At 45.1% G+C, this 17,008-nt stretch carries 15 protein-coding genes; 8 read left to right on the top strand and 7 right to left on the bottom strand.

What is annotated here, in order from left to right; genetic code table 11:
* The first annotated feature begins 33 nt into the window (after positions 1-33).
* From L2713_RS09480 to L2713_RS09470, 3 genes are all read left to right on the top strand, one after another.
* Positions 34-636, top strand: a complete 603-nt coding sequence (locus L2713_RS09480) for a sigma-70 family RNA polymerase sigma factor (RefSeq protein ID WP_248967705.1) — start codon at positions 34-36, stop codon at positions 634-636.
* Complete coding sequence (locus L2713_RS09475; RefSeq protein WP_248967704.1) at positions 629-1,351, top strand: hypothetical protein; 723 nt, start codon at positions 629-631, stop codon at positions 1,349-1,351. Before L2713_RS09480 ends, L2713_RS09475 begins: the two co-directional genes overlap by 8 nt.
* A 221-nt stretch (positions 1,352-1,572) precedes the next feature.
* Positions 1,573-2,109: a hemerythrin domain-containing protein gene (locus L2713_RS09470; RefSeq protein ID WP_109285562.1), complete on the top strand. Its 537-nt coding sequence runs from the start codon at positions 1,573-1,575 to the stop codon at positions 2,107-2,109.
* Between the two features lie 67 nt (positions 2,110-2,176).
* Here the strand turns inward: L2713_RS09470 and L2713_RS09465 are convergent, their stop codons facing one another.
* The 5 genes from L2713_RS09465 to L2713_RS09445 form a co-directional block, all read right to left on the bottom strand.
* Positions 2,177-2,362: a DUF3545 family protein gene (locus L2713_RS09465; RefSeq protein ID WP_007650190.1), complete on the bottom strand. Its 186-nt coding sequence runs from the start codon at positions 2,360-2,362 to the stop codon at positions 2,177-2,179.
* A gap of 216 nt (positions 2,363-2,578) precedes the next feature.
* Positions 2,579-4,216 carry a glucose-6-phosphate isomerase gene (gene pgi, locus L2713_RS09460; RefSeq protein WP_248967703.1) on the bottom strand — a complete coding sequence of 546 codons (1,638 nt, stop codon included), beginning with the start codon at positions 4,214-4,216 and terminating at the stop codon, positions 2,579-2,581.
* Positions 4,217-4,236: 20 nt separating this feature from the next.
* Complete coding sequence (gene tal, locus L2713_RS09455; RefSeq protein ID WP_248967702.1) at positions 4,237-5,193, bottom strand: transaldolase; 957 nt, start codon at positions 5,191-5,193, stop codon at positions 4,237-4,239.
* A gap of 248 nt (positions 5,194-5,441) precedes the next feature.
* Positions 5,442-6,560: an OmpA family protein gene (locus tag L2713_RS09450; protein WP_248967701.1), complete on the bottom strand. Its 1,119-nt coding sequence runs from the start codon at positions 6,558-6,560 to the stop codon at positions 5,442-5,444.
* A 240-nt stretch (positions 6,561-6,800) separates the two neighbouring features.
* Entirely contained in the window at positions 6,801-9,170 is a 2,370-nt protein-coding gene (locus L2713_RS09445) for a phosphoketolase family protein (RefSeq protein ID WP_248967700.1), read from the bottom strand.
* 433 nt (positions 9,171-9,603) lie between these two features.
* On the opposite strand from L2713_RS09445, the gene L2713_RS09440 reads away from it, so the two are divergent.
* Both L2713_RS09440 and yaaA read left to right on the top strand, forming a co-directional pair.
* The gene (locus L2713_RS09440; protein ID WP_109285558.1) at positions 9,604-11,070 is read left to right on the top strand and encodes an alanine/glycine:cation symporter family protein; all 1,467 of its coding nucleotides are present in this window, start codon (positions 9,604-9,606) and stop codon (positions 11,068-11,070) included.
* A 108-nt stretch (positions 11,071-11,178) separates the two neighbouring features.
* Positions 11,179-11,952: a peroxide stress protein YaaA gene (gene yaaA / locus L2713_RS09435; RefSeq protein ID WP_248967699.1), complete on the top strand. Its 774-nt coding sequence runs from the start codon at positions 11,179-11,181 to the stop codon at positions 11,950-11,952.
* Positions 11,953-12,023: 71 nt separating this feature from the next.
* Here the strand turns inward: yaaA and L2713_RS09430 are convergent, their stop codons facing one another.
* Positions 12,024-13,430, bottom strand: a complete 1,407-nt coding sequence (locus L2713_RS09430) for a M28 family metallopeptidase (protein WP_248967698.1) — start codon at positions 13,428-13,430, stop codon at positions 12,024-12,026.
* A gap of 135 nt (positions 13,431-13,565) precedes the next feature.
* Here L2713_RS09430 and L2713_RS09425 point away from each other — a divergent pair, with 135 nt between their 5' ends.
* Positions 13,566-13,862, top strand: a complete 297-nt coding sequence (locus tag L2713_RS09425) for an ArsR/SmtB family transcription factor (RefSeq protein WP_006084975.1) — start codon at positions 13,566-13,568, stop codon at positions 13,860-13,862.
* A gap of 60 nt (positions 13,863-13,922) precedes the next feature.
* Here the strand turns inward: L2713_RS09425 and rpsT are convergent, their stop codons facing one another.
* Positions 13,923-14,189: a 30S ribosomal protein S20 gene (rpsT, locus tag L2713_RS09420; RefSeq protein WP_011623708.1), complete on the bottom strand. Its 267-nt coding sequence runs from the start codon at positions 14,187-14,189 to the stop codon at positions 13,923-13,925.
* A 252-nt stretch (positions 14,190-14,441) separates the two neighbouring features.
* Between rpsT and murJ the strand changes: the two genes are divergently transcribed.
* Together murJ and ribF are read left to right on the top strand one after the other, a co-directional pair.
* Positions 14,442-16,001, top strand: a complete 1,560-nt coding sequence (murJ, locus tag L2713_RS09415) for a murein biosynthesis integral membrane protein MurJ (RefSeq protein WP_248967697.1) — start codon at positions 14,442-14,444, stop codon at positions 15,999-16,001.
* Between the two features lie 65 nt (positions 16,002-16,066).
* Positions 16,067-17,002 (top strand): bifunctional riboflavin kinase/FAD synthetase, encoded by a 936-nt coding sequence (ribF, locus tag L2713_RS09410; protein ID WP_248967719.1) that lies wholly within the window; start codon positions 16,067-16,069, stop codon positions 17,000-17,002.
* Positions 17,003-17,008 lie beyond the last annotated feature (6 nt).

Below are 17,008 nucleotides of genomic sequence, written 5' to 3'. Positions count from 1 at the left end.
ATGTTTCAGTTAGTTAACCATTAGGGAGCTGCTATGGCCTTGGCGATATCGCAAATGCATGCCCATGAGCATACCGATGAACAGTTAATGCAACGCTATGCCAAGGGCGATGGCAAAGCTTTTGAGCAGCTTTATCTTAAACACAAAGGCGCCTTGTACCGTTACTTTGTGCGTCAACTCGGAGACAAACAGTTAGCCGAAGATTTATATCAGGAAACCTGGGGGCGGGTGATCCGTGCCGCCACCAATTATGAGCCGAGCGCCAAATTTAATACTTGGCTCTATCGGATTGCCCATAATCTGTTGATTGACCATGTTAGGGCGGTTAAGCCAGTTGATCTAGTCAGTCACGATAACGAGGAAGGGCTAGATACTTTTGTGGGAGCAGAGCAGGAACAACCCGATGTGCATTGGCAGGAAACGCAAAAAAGCTTGTTGCTGAAAACCTGTATTGCCCTGTTACCCCAAGTGCAAAAAGAGGCCTTTATTCTCAATATCGAAATGGGTTTTACCGCTGCAGTGATAAGCGATATCGCAGGGGTAACACTCGAAGCGACCAAGAGCCGAATTCGCTACGCGTATCAAAGCTTAAAAGATTGTGTCAATGCTAAATGGCAGGAGGTGGGTCATGAGTAATTTGACTCTGTCATCGGAAGAAGAGGCGCTACGTCAGGAAGTTTCGGCTTGGTATCACAAGCAAGCACTGGAAATGCCACCTGAGCGACTTGACCAAGATATATTGCGCCTGTCACAGGCTCATTTGGCTGACATCAACGTTAACCAGCTCAAGCCTTCTGTCACGCCTGTGTGGCGCCGTTTTCCATGGGCGTTATCGAGCGCAGCCTCCTTAGTGCTCGTCGTCGGTTTAGTGATCCTCAACCGAGGCCATTTTGAGGAAGAGTTAGTTGCGCCAGCCGCTCTGACTATGAGTGCGCCTATGCCCGCTCAGGCTGAGTTAGATAATGCTGCACAACAAGCAGATATGGCGCATCAAGCTAGAGAAGAAGCTGCCACACAAAATAGGCAAAGGGAAGCAATGAGGGCACAGGCTAAGATGTCTGCGCAGGAAAATCAGCAACTAGAGTCTCGAGCAGCAACACAAATGGCACGGGCACTACCGCAGCAAGATACACCTGTAATGGCTCGGGAAGAAGCTATGATGGAGTCTTTAACTCACTTACAAGCCTTGATTGAAGCCAAACAAACACAGGAGGCATCTGCCTTAGTGCAGACGCTACAGAAGCAATACCCAGAGTTGGCAAAAGCCGAGGGAGAAGCAACCGCAGATGATACGCAAGCGATAGCGAAGTTTAAGGCATTGCAACGCCAGTTGAATCAACTTACAAAATAACATAAATAAACAGTGAGTTAGCTTTGCTTTAGTTAACTCACTGTCCATTCTTTATTAGGCATTTAGGGTTAATCAGCCTATCAATTCACGTATTTTTACAGACTCTCATGTTAATTACTTGATCGTGGTCATAAAGTGAACACGAATTCGCCTGTTATATTGGAGATCGATAAACGACTTGACTAGTATCAATAGTCAGAGTCCCAGTTTCAGGAGGCGATATGCTTAAAAGACTCATGCATGATCATAAACATATAGCAGTGTTGTTGAATGTCTTGAAAAACAAGCAGATGAAATTAGCTGAAGGTGAAGCCATCAATTTTATCGTGGTTCGGGACATAGTTGAGTATATGCAAGGATATGCTGAGCGCAGTCATCATCCTGTGGAAGACATTATCTATGCTTACTATTTGGCGCATAAGGCGAACGATGAAATTGATAAGCTGAGTGACGAGCACCAAGTGGTGACGGCGGCATCCTCGGCGTTAATGAATACCTTAAATCTCATTTTGAGTGATATTGTGGTCGCGAGGGATAAGTTAGTCGCTGATTTTGCAGAATATGTGGAGCTGCAAGAAAAGCATATGCAAATGGAGGAGCGGGAAATCTTCCCGTTACTGGCTAAAACCTTAACCGATAAGGATTGGCAGGTAATTGAGCAACAGTGCCAAGCGTCTTTAATCGATGATCCGTTATTCCTCGACCGCGAGCAACAGGCCTTTGATGAACTGCGCTCTTACCTCAGGACAGCCGAATAGCGGAATGTAAAAACAGAAAAAGCGCCATTGGCGCTTTTTCTTTATATGCTGTTTATCAAACAATGGGTTACAACTGGATAGCGTCTATATCGTAATCAAAGTTGTTATCAATCTCTTGAAGTTCCTTGAGTAAACGATGTTTGTCCTTTAACGCTTCAATTTCTCGCCACTTACGCTTTTTATTGGAGCCTCGCGAGCGATCGGGTCTTTCTACGACTTCATCTAGCGCACAACCATAATCTAAACGATCCATGGTAACCTCCTGTTGTTGTATGTTTTGTCAGCGATTAAATAACATATTTTCAAAACAGGGTGCAAGAATTATGTTTCATTTGTGTTAACTTGAAATGAAGTTTGAATGATATGTCATTGATCTTCGCGGGAGTGGTAGAGGAAGTTGTGAGGGAATATCTTAAGTTTATTAATGAGATAAAATAAAAAAGCCAGCGGTTGCTGGCTTTTTGCTCGATCAGATTTTACCGTGTCGATATAGGTTAATTAACCCATTGCTCGAGGCATCTAAGGCGGTGGCATCTTGCTCTGCGCCGATACGGGCGAGGACGTCATTACCTAAGCTTTTACCGAGTTCAACACCCCATTGGTCGAAGGAGTTGATGTCCCAAATAGCGCCTTGGACAAAGGTTCTGTGCTCATAGAGCGCAATCAGTGCACCTAAGGTTTCAGGAGTCAGCTTATCCATTAACAGAGTATTGCTTGGCTTATTGCCAGGCATGACTTTATGTTTGGCGATAAGTAACTTCTCTTCATCACTTAAGTTGCTCTTGCTCAATTCGGCCAGCGCTTCATCTAAGGTGCGGCCTTGCATGAGCGCCTGAGTCTGTCCGAAGCAGTTAGAAGCTAACTGATCATGGTGTTCACCAATAGGATTATGGCTTTGCAGCGGCATAATGAAATCGGCCGGAATTAATGCAGTACCTTGATGTAGCAGCTGGTGGTAAGCGTGCTGACCATTTGTACCTTCGCCGCCCCAAATCACAGGACCCGTGCTGTAATCCACATGGGTACCATTAAGGGTGACTGACTTACCGTTACTTTCCATATCCAGTTGTTGGAAGTAAGCGGGAAGTCCGCGTAGGTAATGATCGTAGGTCAATACCACATGACTTTGAGCATTAAAGAAATTGCCATACCACAGAGACAGTAATCCCATGATCACTGGCATGTTTTCCGCTAGAGGCGCATTGGCAAAATGGGTATCCATTTGGTGCGCGCCCTTTAATAGGGAGCGGAAGTTATCCATGCCGATGAGTAAAGCGATGGGTAAACCAATGGCTGACCAAAGTGAATAACGACCACCAACCCAGTCCCACATTGGGAAAATATTGTCAGCATCGATACCAAAATCGGTCGCTTTTGCCACGTTAGAGGTCACGGCAACAAAGTGTTTCGCCACATCTGACTGTGAACCACCTTTGGCTAAGAACCACGCCTTCGCCGTTAGGGTATTGGTCAGCGTCTCTTGTGTACCAAAAGACTTAGACGACATGATAAACAGAGTGGTTTCTGGATCGAGCAGCTTGAGTTTTTCACTGATCGAGGTGCCATCGACGTTGGCAACGAAATGGCAGTTGAGACCCGTAATCCAGTAAGGGCGTAATGCTTGGGAAACAATTTTAGGGCCAAGGAACGAACCACCGATTCCGATACTGACGATATCGGTAATGGCTTTGCCAGTGAAACCTTTCCATTGTCCTGAGGTGACTGAAGTAACAAACTGCAGCATTTTGTGCAGCGTTTGCTGTACTTCTGGAACGATATCTTGACCTTCGGCAACAATGGATTGCTCGGCGGTGCTGCGCAGTGCGGTATGTAATACGGGACGTTTTTCGGTGGTGTTAATAATATCACCGGCAAACATCGCCTTGATTTTAGCGTCAAGCTTTGCCTCTTGCGCCAGTGTCAACAGCAAGTTGAGTGTCTCAGGTGTCGCTCTATTTTTTGAATAATCTAAAAATAAGCCACAGGTAGAAAGCGACATGTTGCTAAAGCGTGCAGGATCGCCTGCAAAGAGTTCCCGCATATGCGGGAGCTGATGGCTATGCGCTGCTAACGCTTGCCAAGTTGTGCTTTGGGTCAAGATAGTCATCGAATCGTCTCCGAAGATACTTAGTTTGCCAGTTTTGCCTTGAGCATGACTTCGAGTTTGCCTTGGTCGATGGCGAAGTTACGGATACCTTCTGCTAACTTGTCGACAGCCATAGGATCTTGGTTGAAGTCCCAACGGAATTGCGCTTCGGTTAACAGCTCACCGGCAGCAACTGTGGTGCTGGCAGGAATGAGTTTAGGTTGAATAGCGACTTGAGAGTTTGCCAGCTCTTCGAGTAATGAAGGGCCAATAGTCAGGCGGTCACAACCCGCTAATTCGATGATTTCACCGATATTACGGAAACTTGCACCCATGACTACCGTGTTATAGCCATGCTGTTTGTAGTAGTTGTAAATTTCAGTCACAGAAACAACACCTGGGTCATTTACTGCGTCATAGTCTTTACCTGTGTCTTTTTTGTACCAGTCGAGGATGCGGCCAACGAATGGAGAAATTAAGTACACGCCCGCTTCTGCACAGGCACGTGCTTGAGCAAAGCTAAATAGTAGGGTTAAGTTACAGTTGATGCCTTCTTGCTCTAACTCTTTGGCGGCACAAATGCCTTCCCACGTTGAGGCTAATTTGATCAGAATGCGAGATTTATCCACACCCGCTTCTTGGTACAGACGTACTAGCTTATGCGCTTTGGCAATGGATTTTTCTTTATCGAAGGATAAGCGGGCATCCACTTCGGTCGAAATACGGCCTGGGACCAGTTTTAGGATCTCGACACCAATGTTCACTGCAAGTTTATCGCTGGCATCATCAATCTGTTGCTCAATATCAGCACTTTGTAATTTAGCCCACGCGATAGCATTGTCGATTAGAGCGCTATACTCGGGAATTTGAGCCGCTTTTAAAATGAGTGATGGGTTGGTCGTTGCGTCTTCTGGCTGATAGCGTTTGATCGCTTCAATATCGCCAGTATCGGCCACAATCGTAGTGTATGACTTGAGTTGCTCTAATGTATTTGCCATGAAAAACATCCTTCTCAGATAGCGGTCTAAACTCAGAAATGAACTGATGACTATTAGAAGCGATTTTGCCAACTTTTCCAACCATCAATGTAAAAAAATTACAAAAATGGTAAAACTATATCGAATTTAGGCGAAAAGCTGTGATTGCATTACAACAGTGAGCTAAGCGTCATCAGATTGCATAGTGTAGATGTTACAAAAACAAAAAGTCGCTGCAAGCAGCGACTTTTTTATTCTTAAGAGTGCAATTACTTCAGAACAGGTTGTTTCTCAGTAGTTGTCACGATAGCTTCGATGCGACGGTTTGCAGCATGAGCTTCTTTAGTGTCACCAGCGACTAATGGCTTAGTGATACCGTAACCGTTAGAAGTTACACGGCTTTGGCTGATGCCATATTTTTCAACAAGGATCTTAGCAACAGCGTCAGCACGCTTGTCAGACAGAACCATGTTGTATTCTGGTTTACCTACGTTAGAAGCGTGACCAGCAATTTCAACTGTGAATTCTGGGTTTTTGTTCATGTAGTTAGCCAGTCTTTCGATGTCTTTGTAGTACTCTTTCTTCACTACAGCAGAATCGTTAGCAAACTGGATAGAACCTACATCTTCTTGCTTCTTAACGTTTTCATAGATAGTACAGCCAACAGAGTCAACTTTGTGAGTTGCAGGAGTTGCTGGGCACTGATCTTTATCGTCGTAAACGCCATCGTTGTCAGAGTCAACTGGTGTTGCAGCAACAACTGCTGCAGCTACTGGAGCAGCTGGAGAACCGAAACGGTAGCTTAATTCTAAGCCCCAGTAGTTGCTGTCAGCATTTACTGGAACGATCGCACTGGCACCAGCGTTATCGTCTAAGTTTTCATAGCGACGGTATTTAGCTTGTAACTTCAGGTTATCAGTGAAGTTATAACCAACACCTGCGCCGAAGTAAGGTGCAAAGTCGTTTTCGCTGTAAGAACTAGAAACGCCACCAACGCGTTGGTTGTTTTCTAGGGTGTAGTACATTGCGCCAGCTTCAGCAGATAGGCTCCAACGGTTACCTAGTGGCCATACACCAACTAAGCCAAGAGTTGCACCTTTAACGTCTGCATCATTGCCAATGCCTGCATAGGTCCAATCTGCACTACCTAGATCACGATAGCCGATTTCAGCACCAAAGTAGTCATTAAACATATAGCCTGCAAAGATGTCCCATGCGTATGGGTTGTCATCGCCGTTGTCAGTTGCAATGTGTTCATAGTTATTAACGCCTAAACCTGCACCAACATACCAAGGTGTTAACTCTTGAGATGCACTGGCAGCAAGTGGAAGCATTGATGTAAGCAAAACTACTTTTAATGTATTCTTCATCATTTTCTCTAAGTCCATTGTTTATGATTCTCCACCAATATGCTTTGCAGGTTTTATGCAAAACATTGCTAGCACTTAGTGTGGGGATCCTTTGGTATTGTAGCCAGCGATTAATTATCACTTCATTTGTTAAATTTTTCCAGTGCTTAGTCCAAAGTTTTTTTATGGAATAGCATGTTGTTACTTTTGATTGATGTTAAAAAGGCATCCTGAAGGATGCCTTTTAATTGTATTTAATTTGTTAATTAAAATTTGGGATTAACGGGTCCAAACCCAATTTTCAATTTCGACAGGGTCAACACCGTTTGCCTTAATATAGTTGCGATGATCAACGAGTCGTTGCAGCATATCGGTTGTGATCGAAACGTGCTTGGTTTCATCGATGACGCCTTGTTGGAATAGTTTGTAAGCCATATCAATAACAAGGTGATAGCGAGAAGTACCATTACGAACACCCATATCAAATGGTGTTGTAGTTGAACCTTCTTCTTCATAACCTTTAATTCTGAAACGGCGACTTCCTTTGTAGTCAAAAATTAACTTTTTGATAGTATTTGGATAACCGTGATAGTTAAATACAACCCCTTTATCTTGGGTAAATATTTCATCCATTATCCAAGGTTTTTCTTTAAACTTACGGCTACCTAAACCATCACTGCTTAATTCGGTCACGCTGACAAAACGAATTCTCACTCTAGGCAAGAGTTCACGAATAATCACAAGTGAAGCCATACATTCTTGAGTGACATAATCACCACAACCCGCAAGAACGATATCTGGATTTTCATCGGAAGCAAAATCCCACACCATCACACCGTCTTTGGCTTGCTTACGTGCTTCTTCTAAACTCAACCATTGTGGCAGTTCTTTTTTACCTGCCACTAGGATGTTCAGTTTGTCACGATCGGCAAAAGCGCGTTCGGTATAAACTAAAGTGCTGTTTGCATCCGCAGGTAAATAAGCCGAAATGATCTTCGGATGTTTTTCCAGCATCGCACCCAAGAATGATGGATTCTGATGCGAGTAACCGTTGTGATCTTGACGCTCTAATAATGAAGATAGTACGACGTTGCATGCGGGTAAGGGTTTACGGAAATGCACCCCTTGGCTGGCATAAACGTACTTACAGTATTGGTCGGCCATTGAGGACACAACCTGTGAGAAAGACTCATAGGTTGGGAACATGCCGTGACGACCTGTCACAGTGTAACCATGTAGCATACCAAACAGTAAGTTTTCAGAGAGTAACTCGAGTACGCGGCCATCACGAGTCATATCCTCGTCCCAACTTTCAATTGGCCATTGCCATGCGCGGTCGGTTTCTTCAAATACCGCTTGCAGTTGGTTTGAATAGGTTTCGTCTGGGCTAAAGATGCGTAAGTTACGTTGATCACGGTTCAGTTTGAATGCGTCACGCATCCATTGTCCCATTTTCAACATGGAGTAACCGCGGTGTCCACGTGGTACTTCTGGGCCGTAGCTGAGCTTTTCGAGATCTGGATTCGATAGGGCTCTGACGACTTCACCACCATAAGTAAGATGTTGACGACCACAGGCTAAATGTTTGGGTGGGATCAGAGAGCTAATATCCGCATCAAAAATCAGTTCACCCTGGGCATTAATTTGGTAGAGCTCTTGGAACTGATAGCTGGCAAGCCAGTTATCCAGTGCGCTAAGGTGACCTTTATCCGTCGCGCATTTATTGACGATAACTTGGTGCGATTCGCAGTTACCTTCTAATTTTGTACCATTATATTCGCTTACCCCTGTCCAACCTTTAGCGGTGCGCATTAAAATCACTGGCCAGCGAGGTTTGACAATATCTTCACCGTTACGAGCACGGGTTTGGATATCGTTAATCATGCTGTAAGCAGTATCCATCGCGGCAGTCATTTGAACGTAGATATCTTCTTCCGCTTCACTGTCGACAATAATTGGGTGATAACCCAGACCACGGAATTCAAGATCTAGCTCTTCATGGCTCATACGTCCCATACGGGTTGGGCCTGAAATTTTATAGCCGTTGATATGCACGATAGGTAACACGGCACCGTTGGTTGCGGGGGAGACTAAACGGTTAGCATACCAAGAGGCTGCCAGAGGGCCGGTTTCAGATTCACCGTCACCGACTAATACTGTTGCGATAAGATCAGGATTGTCTAATACGGCGCCCCAACCTACAGCTAATGAGTAACCTAATTCGCCTCCTTCAAGGATTTGACCGGGGGCTTCAGGGTTTGCGTGTGATGGATAACCATAGGCCGCAGAAAACTTCTTACAGATATCTTCGATACCGGTTTCATTATAAGGAATGGTTTCTGGATAGAAGTGGCTGAGTGAGCCTTCAATGAATAAGTTAGCTTGTACTGCGGGGAAACCATGGCCTGGGCCGACGAGGTAAATGAAAGGACGATTATGTTTTACAATGAGTCGGTTGACGTTGGCATAGACAAAGTTGATACCTGGACAGGTTCCCCAGTGACCGAGCAAACGAGGCTTAATGTCCGAATGCGCAAGGGGTCGTTTGTGTAATACGTTTTGTTTTAAATAAATCTGAGACGTAGCGAGGAAGTTTGTGGCTCTTACATACTTTTTAAGAGCATTAATCTCATGTGTAGTAGTCGTCATATTAAGCCTCATTGGAGCAGACGGAAGTGAATTGTGTTTTCTTGGAGTTACTATATTTGTAATTTTCTTACAAAAATGTGTTCTACATCCAAATTTTAAAACTTGTGTCTGTGGTTAACGCATGTGGCTTAAGTTTGTATTTTTGTTAATTTAATATTAACAGTGACTTATCTGAGCTTTGTCTGTGTGAGTTCACTGCTGTTTTAGTGGGCAAACGTAGGCTTGATCACATGAGTAATTTCGAATACTGTGCTATTTTGCTGCGTTGAATTCGGTAGCCGTGATGTTGTAAATTCACGGAAGGATAATTTGAAAGAATAAATCTACCGATATTCTTACCTTTATTTGGAAGGATTCATTCACCACAAATGTTGCACCTCTCCCTTAATTATAGGTAGAGGAGGGCATTTGCTACGGGAAGAAGTAAAATAATATGCTAGAAACCATTGTAAACTTTTTGAACGCACTGCTCTGGGGCAAATTGCTCGTATACGGACTGGTGGGTGCGGGCCTTTATTTCACCTTACGACTTGTTTTTATTCAAATTACGCATTTCAAACATTCTCTTAAAGTGATGACCATGAGCCGCCAAGGTTGCGAGAGTGGTCTGTCTTCATTCCAAGTCTTTTGTACCAGTATGGCGGCCCGTGTGGGGGCTGGAAACATGGCTGGGGTGGCTGTGGCTATCGGCGCAGCTGGACCTGGCGCCGTATTCTGGATGTGGCTTATTGCCATGTTAGGTATGGCGACGGCTATGGTGGAGTCGACTCTTGCGCAAGTATATAAGGTGCGTGACACCAACGGTCAATTCCGCGGCGGTCCTTCCTATTATATGGAGAAAGGGCTTGGTCAGAGATGGATGGGAGTGTTGTTTGCTTTCTTCCTGATCATTGCCTTTGGTCTGGTGTTTAACGCGGTGCAAGCGAATACCATTACGGGGGCAATGGAGCGGGTGTTTGGCTTCAATCCAACCTATGTGGGTATTGGGTTAGTGATAGCCAGTGGCTTTGTGATTGTCGGTGGGTTACGTAAAGTTGCTCGAGTGTCTGAGTTTATCGTGCCTATCATGGCGCTGGCTTATATTCTGATCGCTTTCATTATTGTGCTGTTCAATTTAGAACAATTACCAGCCGTGATAAGCCTGATCGTAAAGAGTGCCTTCGGTTGGCAAGAGGCCGCTGCGGGTGGCGTTGCTTATACTGTCGCACAAGCCATGCAAGCGGGGATTGCCCGTGGTTTGTTCTCAAACGAGGCGGGGATGGGGAGCGCAGCAAACGTCGCGGCCAGTGCATCACCGAATCCTAACCATCCAGCATCCCAAGGTTTTGTGCAGATGATGGGAGTGTTTGTCGATACCATCGTTATCTGTACTGCAACTGCGGCAATTATTTTACTTTCAGGCGACATCGGTTCTAGTGAAGACGGCATTCGTCTCACCATAAATGCGATGTCAAACCACGTTGGAGACTGGGGCGGCGCCTTTATCGCGATAGCGATTTTCCTATTCTGTTTTACCTCTATCATTGCTAACTATTCCTACGCGGAAACCAATGTGATGTTCCTGACGGGCAACAGCACTAAGGCGTTACCGCTATTCCGTCTGTGCGTATTGGGCATGGTGATGTTTGGTGCTGTGGCTAAAATCAGCTTAGTGTGGAACTTAGCGGACGTGTCTATGGGGCTGATGGCCACGGTCAATATTATTGCATTGCTGTTGTTATCGGGCCTCGCGATTCGGGTTATTAATGATTATTGTGAACAATTGAAGAGTGGCAAAATGCCTGAGTTCGATCGCAGCAAGTTCCCTGAGTTAATGGAACAACTCGATGATGGTATTTGGCAGGATAATAGTGCTAACGAGCAGGCGAAAACGCGTACAGAATCTGCGCTGAGTCGCTAAACTCAAGTTCACTGATTAGCGCTATCGGAAAAACCACGTCATCCGCACGTGGTTTTTTTATACCTGTTCAGTATCATAGTGGCTTATTTTATTTCTTGGAGCGTGTTAATGTTGATTTTGGTTTCACCGGCGAAAACCCTAGATTTTGAGCAACCTCCTTTGACTCAAACCCATACTCGGCCCGATTTTTTAGCTTATAGCCAAGAACTCATTCAAGTCTGCCAACGGTTAACCCCGAGTGACATTGCAACATTAATGAAGGTGAGCGATAACATCGCGGGCTTAAATGCCGCGCGTTTTGGTGAGTGGACGCCCGACTACAGTATTGCCAACGCCAAACAGGCGATTTTTGCGTTTCGGGGGGATGTGTATACGGGGTTTGATGCCGATACGTTGACGCCTGAACAGCTCGAACGTACTCAGTCACAATTGCGTATTTTATCTGGTCTCTATGGTTTACTGCGACCCTTGGATTTGATTTTACCTTACCGTTTAGAAATGGGGACTGCGCTTGCCAATCCTAAAGGTAAGAATCTCTACGATTTCTGGGGCAATATTCTCACCGAAGCGGTCAATCGTGCCGTTGCAGAGCAGGGTGATGAGCTGATAATTAACCTTGCATCGAATGAATATTTTAAAGCGGTTAAACCAAAGCAATTAACTGGGCAATTAATCACTCCTGTCTTTAAAGATTTTAAAAATGGCCAATATAAAATCATCAGTTTCTTTGCGAAAAAAGCACGGGGAATGCTGGCAAGATATATCATTGATCAGCAAGTCAGTTCAATTGATGAATTAAAAGCGTTTGATATGGCAGGTTATTACTACAGTGAAGAATTGAGTAAACCTAATGAGCCAACATTCTTGCGTGAAGCGCAGTAACTTATTACGGTTTAAATAAAAAGAGCAGCTTAGGCTGCTCTTTTTATGGGTGAAAGATTTACTTATGAGGCTTATTTCGATTCAGTGCTAATGGGGGTTAACAGTAAATTCGAGTTTGCCATGATATAAGCAAATTGAGCGTACGCAGCCACATTTTGTGCCAGCGCCTTAGGGTCTATTTTATCTAAGGTATCGTTAGGGGTGTGGTGGTAATCGAAGTAATCGTGACCATCCTGTCTTAATGAAGCAACTGGTACGCCTAATGCGGGCAGCATAGAGACATCAGGCCCACCAGAGGCTTGGTTATTGCCGAGGGCAACACCGTTGTATGTCATTGGTTTTATGCTTTCTTGAACTTGGGCGAAAATGCCGTCACTTACCTTAGTGTCGATTTGATAAATTGGGCCTGCGCCAAAGTCCGATTCGGCAGCAATATAATGCAGAGGTAGCTCGGCTTTGTGCGCTTCAGCATAAGCCTTGCCTCCCACTAAACCAATTTCTTCAGCAGCATATAGAACCACTCGTACCGTACGAGCGGGCTTTTGCGGAAGATCTTGAATATGTTTCGCCGCTGCCGTCACAATCGCAACGCCTGCGCCATCATCAATCGCGCCTGTACCTTCGTCCCAAGAATCTAAGTGAGCACCAATCAGAACGATTTCGCTAGGTTTACTACTGCCTGTGACTTCTGCAATCACATTGTAGGATGTGTTGGAGCCTAAATCCTTTGGTGACATGTGTAGCTCGAGCACCGCGTTTGGATCGCGTTTTAACATCGCATCTACTAAGTCGGCATCGGGATTAGACATCGCTGCGGCTGGGATTTTAGGCACGCCATCTTGATAACGCATCACACCAGTGTGCGCCATGCGGTCATGGTCGGTGCCAATCGAGCGAATGACAATTGCTACGGCTCCCTTTTGTGCGGCTGCGACTGCGCCTTTTGAGCGGCCGCCGACACTTTTGCCATAACCTTCACCTGTGATGTGACGTTCGGTCTTTTGGTCGATAAAGGCAATCTTGCCTTTTACATCTTCTGGATTTGCCGCTTGTAGTGCCGCAAGGCTATCAAAACGAGCAATTTTGGCTTGAATGCCTTCGGCTGGCGTGGCAATACTGCCCCCTAAGGCAGTTATCACTAAAGGCTGTTCTACCGGCGAGATCATCTTGGCTTTGGCTTCACCGCGTTCCCAAATCGGAACTTGTACAGGCTCTTTATAAACCTTATCAAACCCAAGACTTGTTAACTTATTCATTGCCCAGTTTACGGCAATAATGTCTTTTGGGCTGCCAGCTAAGCGTGGGCCGACTTCTACAGTGAGGGATTCGACTATGTCATATCCTAAAGATGAAGCTAATGCGGTTTGCTGCAATTGAGCCGGAATATCGTTTTTTACGGGTGTCTCTACGTGAGTTTGGCAAGCGCTCAAACCGCCAATAAATAGCCCTGTTATTAGTGTTGTTTGGTAGGATTTCATAGGTTTCCTTTATTTTTATTAAGCATGTCCCATTTTTGAAAACAATCTAGCAAAAAGTGTGCTTTATGTCCCGACTATATCTGTAAGGCAACGCTATATTAGCGCAGGGGTTAGTTTTAGGAGAAAAAGTGCGTAATGAATATTGAATTGATGCAGGAGCGAGCCGATCATGCCGTAGTGCTATTAAAAGCACTCGCAAACGAACGCCGTTTATTTATCCTTTGTTATTTATTGAACGAAGGTGAAATGTGCGTTGGCGAAATGAATAAAAAATTAGGCTTAAGTCAATCGGCACTATCACAACACCTTGCTTGGTTGCGCAAAGATAATTTAGTAACCACACGCAAAGAAGCGCAAACCGTATTTTATTCGCTTAAGAGTGATGAAGTGCGTGAGATGATCCATTTACTGAACAATATTTATTGTCATTAATGGTAATCATCAGATATAAAAAAACCGGCAATTGCCGGTTTTTTTTATTTACTAAGAAAATTAAGCCGCAAGTGCTTTGATCTTAGCGTTCAAACGAGCCTTATGACGGGCAGCTTTATTCTTGTGAATAAGGCCTTTAGTCGCCATACGGTCAACGATTGGTTGTGCAGCAGCGAAAGCTTCAGTTGCTGTTTTGTGATCGCCAGCTTTGATAGCAGCGATTACTTTTTTAACGTATGTACGTAACATTGAGCGACGGCTGGCGTTATGCTGACGACGCTTTTCAGATTGAAGCGCGCGCTTCTTTGCAGACTTGCTATTAGCCAAGGTGCAACTCCTAAAAACTGGATTTGATACTTTTAAAGGCCGAGGAATATGCCTGCATTTAGTCACTTTGTCAATGACTATGATTGAATAATCATCATAAAGATAAATTAATTCAACCCGCCTTGGCTATCTTCAACCCAACTCGTGTAATATGTGGCGCAATTCTAACAGCTATTGCCGCAGTGTGACAGAGCCTGAGTCGATTTTTTGAGATGAATCACCTAATCCATTCGATGTAGGTCTGGGGGACGTTTGAGTAAAAAATTATTGAAATCTGGCATGATTGTTAGTGCTATGACGTTGATTTCTCGTGTTTTAGGTTTGGTTCGAGATGTAGTTGTTGCCAATTTAATGGGGGCAGGTACAAGCGCCGACGTTTTTTTCTTCGCCAATAAAATTCCTAACTTTTTACGTCGATTATTTGCCGAGGGCGCTTTTGCTCAGGCATTTGTTCCCGTATTGACCGAATATCAGGAAAAACACACTTCGGACGAGACTCGAGAGTTACTCAGTAAAGTGGCGGGGACCTTAGGGCTCTTGGTGACCATTGTGACTCTTGTCGGTGTTATCGCTTCCCCCGTATTGTCGGCCTTATTTGGTGGCGGCTGGTTTGTGGCCTGGCTTAACAATGAGCCCGATGGTGCCAAGTTTGAGCTGGCAACCGTTGTGCTTAAAATCACCTTCCCGTATTTGTGGTTTATCACCTTTACCGCGTTAGCGGGGTCCATCCTAAATACCCGTGGGCGTTTTGCTGTATCAGCCTTTACCCCAGTATTCTTAAACGTGGCCATTATTGCGGCGGCGATGTTTTTTGCGCCTACGTCTTCCCAGCCTGAAATTACCTTGGCGTGGGGGGTGTTCTGTGGCGGTTTAATTCAGTTTTTATTCCAGATCCCCTTTCTACTTAGAGAAAAGGCTCTCGTTAAACCGTCATGGGGCTGGAAACACCCTGGGGTCGTGAAGATTAGAACTCTGATGATCCCTGCGCTTTTTGGTGTGTCTGTCTCACAAATCAATCTGTTATTCGATACTTTTATCGCCAGCTTCCTGATGACGGGCTCTATTAGCTGGTTGTACTATTCGGACCGTTTATTGGAATTTCCACTCGGTTTGTTTGGTATTGCCATTGGTACAGTGATTTTACCTGCTCTATCTCGAAATCATGTAAATGCAGAAGGCGATGGCTTTGGTAAAACCATGGATTGGGGCATCAAGGCGATTCTGTTATTAGGATTACCCGCCATGATGGGGCTGATTGTGCTCGCCCAACCTATGTTGATGGTGCTGTTTATGCGCGGCGCCTTCTCTATCCAAGACGTTGAGATGGCATCCTACAGCTTGATGGCTTATGGCAGTGGTTTACTCAGCTTTATGCTTATTAAAGTGTTAGCGCCTGGATATTACTCGCGCCAAGACACTAAGACTCCAGTGCGCTACGGCATTATCGCCATGATCACCAATATGGGCTTTAACTTGATCTTTGCGATTCCCTTTGGTTATGTCGGCTTAGCGATTGCGACATCGATGTCGGCTTTATTGAATGCCACTTTGTTATATCGCGGCCTACATAAGGCGGGTGTTTACCGAATTTCTAAGCCAACAATGGTGTTTTTCCTTAAAGCCGTGGTTTCGGCAGCCTTGATGGTGGTAGTCTTGTACTACTTCTTACCTTCACAATCCCAATGGTTGGAATGGCAGCTGGTTGGGCGTGCTAAGGCTTTGATTGGTTTGATTGCTGTTGGCGCTATGACGTATTTACTTGGCTTATTGGCGTTAGGAATTCGTCCTTGGTCAATGAAACGGGGAGTTTGATTGCTGATTCTTATCGTTAGCTGTTATATAATCAGCCGATTTGCGCTTGGCAGTTGTCTAAAGTTATGGAATTAATCCGCGGTATACATAACATTTTGTCATCTCACCATGGCTGTGTGCTGACGATAGGTAATTTTGATGGCGTGCATCGCGGCCATGCACAGGTGATTGCCAATCTGGTGCAAAAGGCCAAGCAGCTTTCATTACCTCCGACGGTGATGACGTTTGAGCCTCAACCACAGGAGTTGTTCCGTGGTGAGAATGCGCCCGCGCGTCTGAGTTTATTGCGGGACAAAATTATCCTGTTAGATGAATTAGGCGTTGAACGGTTAGTGTGTGTTAACTTCAACCGTGCCTTTGCAGACCAACCGGCAGAGCATTTCATCGAAGAACTGTTGGTGCGCAAGCTCGGGGTGAAATACCTCGTCGTTGGCGATGACTTTTGCTTTGGTCAAGGCCGAAAAGGCAATTTTGAAATGCTGATGCAGGCGGGAGCTCGTTATGGCTTTACTGTGGTCAGCACCCAGAGTTTTGTGGTGGGCTCGCAACGTGTGAGTTCGACTGCGGTAAGAGAACAATTGGCTAAAGGAAACCTTGAGCAGGCAAGACGCCTACTCGGTCATCCTTTTACCTTAAGCGGCCGTGTGGCCCATGGCCAAAAAATTGGCCGAACCATAGGTTTCCCCACCGCCAATATTGCCCTCAAACGCAATGTGGTGCCCGTGCGCGGGGTGTTTGCGGTGAAACTCTATTGGGATGAGAGCGATATTTATGAAGGGGTTGCCAACATTGGTTTCCGCCCGACCGTAAATGGTCAAGTTTGTCAGCTTGAGGTGCATCTTTTTGATTTTGAAGGTGACATTTATGGCAAGCATGTTGAGGTTGAGTTAGTGGCAAAACTTCGCGATGAACAACCCTTTGATTCATTGGATGCACTAAAACAACAGATTTTGAATGATGCAAATGAGGCCAGAGCTTTATTTGGTAACGATGCAGGCTGATATTTA

It is taken from the genome of Shewanella seohaensis, from assembly GCF_023283775.1.
Taxonomy (GTDB): Bacteria; Pseudomonadota; Gammaproteobacteria; order Enterobacterales; family Shewanellaceae; genus Shewanella; species Shewanella seohaensis.
This window is presented reverse-complemented; position numbering and strand designations above follow the sequence as displayed.

What these genes read in the sequence shown, in the direction of transcription:
- L2713_RS09480 (WP_248967705.1), top strand. Translation starts at nt 34, where the DNA reads ATGGCCTTGGCGATATCGCAAATGCATGCCCATGAGCATACCGATGAA.
- L2713_RS09475 (WP_248967704.1), top strand. Translation starts at nt 629, where the DNA reads ATGAGTAATTTGACTCTGTCATCGGAAGAAGAGGCGCTACGTCAGGAA.
- L2713_RS09470 (WP_109285562.1), top strand. Translation starts at nt 1,573, where the DNA reads ATGCTTAAAAGACTCATGCATGATCATAAACATATAGCAGTGTTGTTG.
- L2713_RS09465 (WP_007650190.1), bottom strand. Translation starts at nt 2,362, where the DNA reads ATGGATCGTTTAGATTATGGTTGTGCGCTAGATGAAGTCGTAGAAAGA.
- pgi (WP_248967703.1), bottom strand. Translation starts at nt 4,216, where the DNA reads ATGACTATCTTGACCCAAAGCACAACTTGGCAAGCGTTAGCAGCGCAT.
- tal (WP_248967702.1), bottom strand. Translation starts at nt 5,193, where the DNA reads ATGGCAAATACATTAGAGCAACTCAAGTCATACACTACGATTGTGGCC.
- L2713_RS09450 (WP_248967701.1), bottom strand. Translation starts at nt 6,560, where the DNA reads ATGGACTTAGAGAAAATGATGAAGAATACATTAAAAGTAGTTTTGCTT.
- L2713_RS09445 (WP_248967700.1), bottom strand. Translation starts at nt 9,170, where the DNA reads ATGACGACTACTACACATGAGATTAATGCTCTTAAAAAGTATGTAAGA.
- L2713_RS09440 (WP_109285558.1), top strand. Translation starts at nt 9,604, where the DNA reads ATGCTAGAAACCATTGTAAACTTTTTGAACGCACTGCTCTGGGGCAAA.
- yaaA (WP_248967699.1), top strand. Translation starts at nt 11,179, where the DNA reads ATGTTGATTTTGGTTTCACCGGCGAAAACCCTAGATTTTGAGCAACCT.
- L2713_RS09430 (WP_248967698.1), bottom strand. Translation starts at nt 13,430, where the DNA reads ATGAAATCCTACCAAACAACACTAATAACAGGGCTATTTATTGGCGGT.
- L2713_RS09425 (WP_006084975.1), top strand. Translation starts at nt 13,566, where the DNA reads ATGAATATTGAATTGATGCAGGAGCGAGCCGATCATGCCGTAGTGCTA.
- ribF (WP_248967719.1), top strand. Translation starts at nt 16,067, where the DNA reads ATGGAATTAATCCGCGGTATACATAACATTTTGTCATCTCACCATGGC.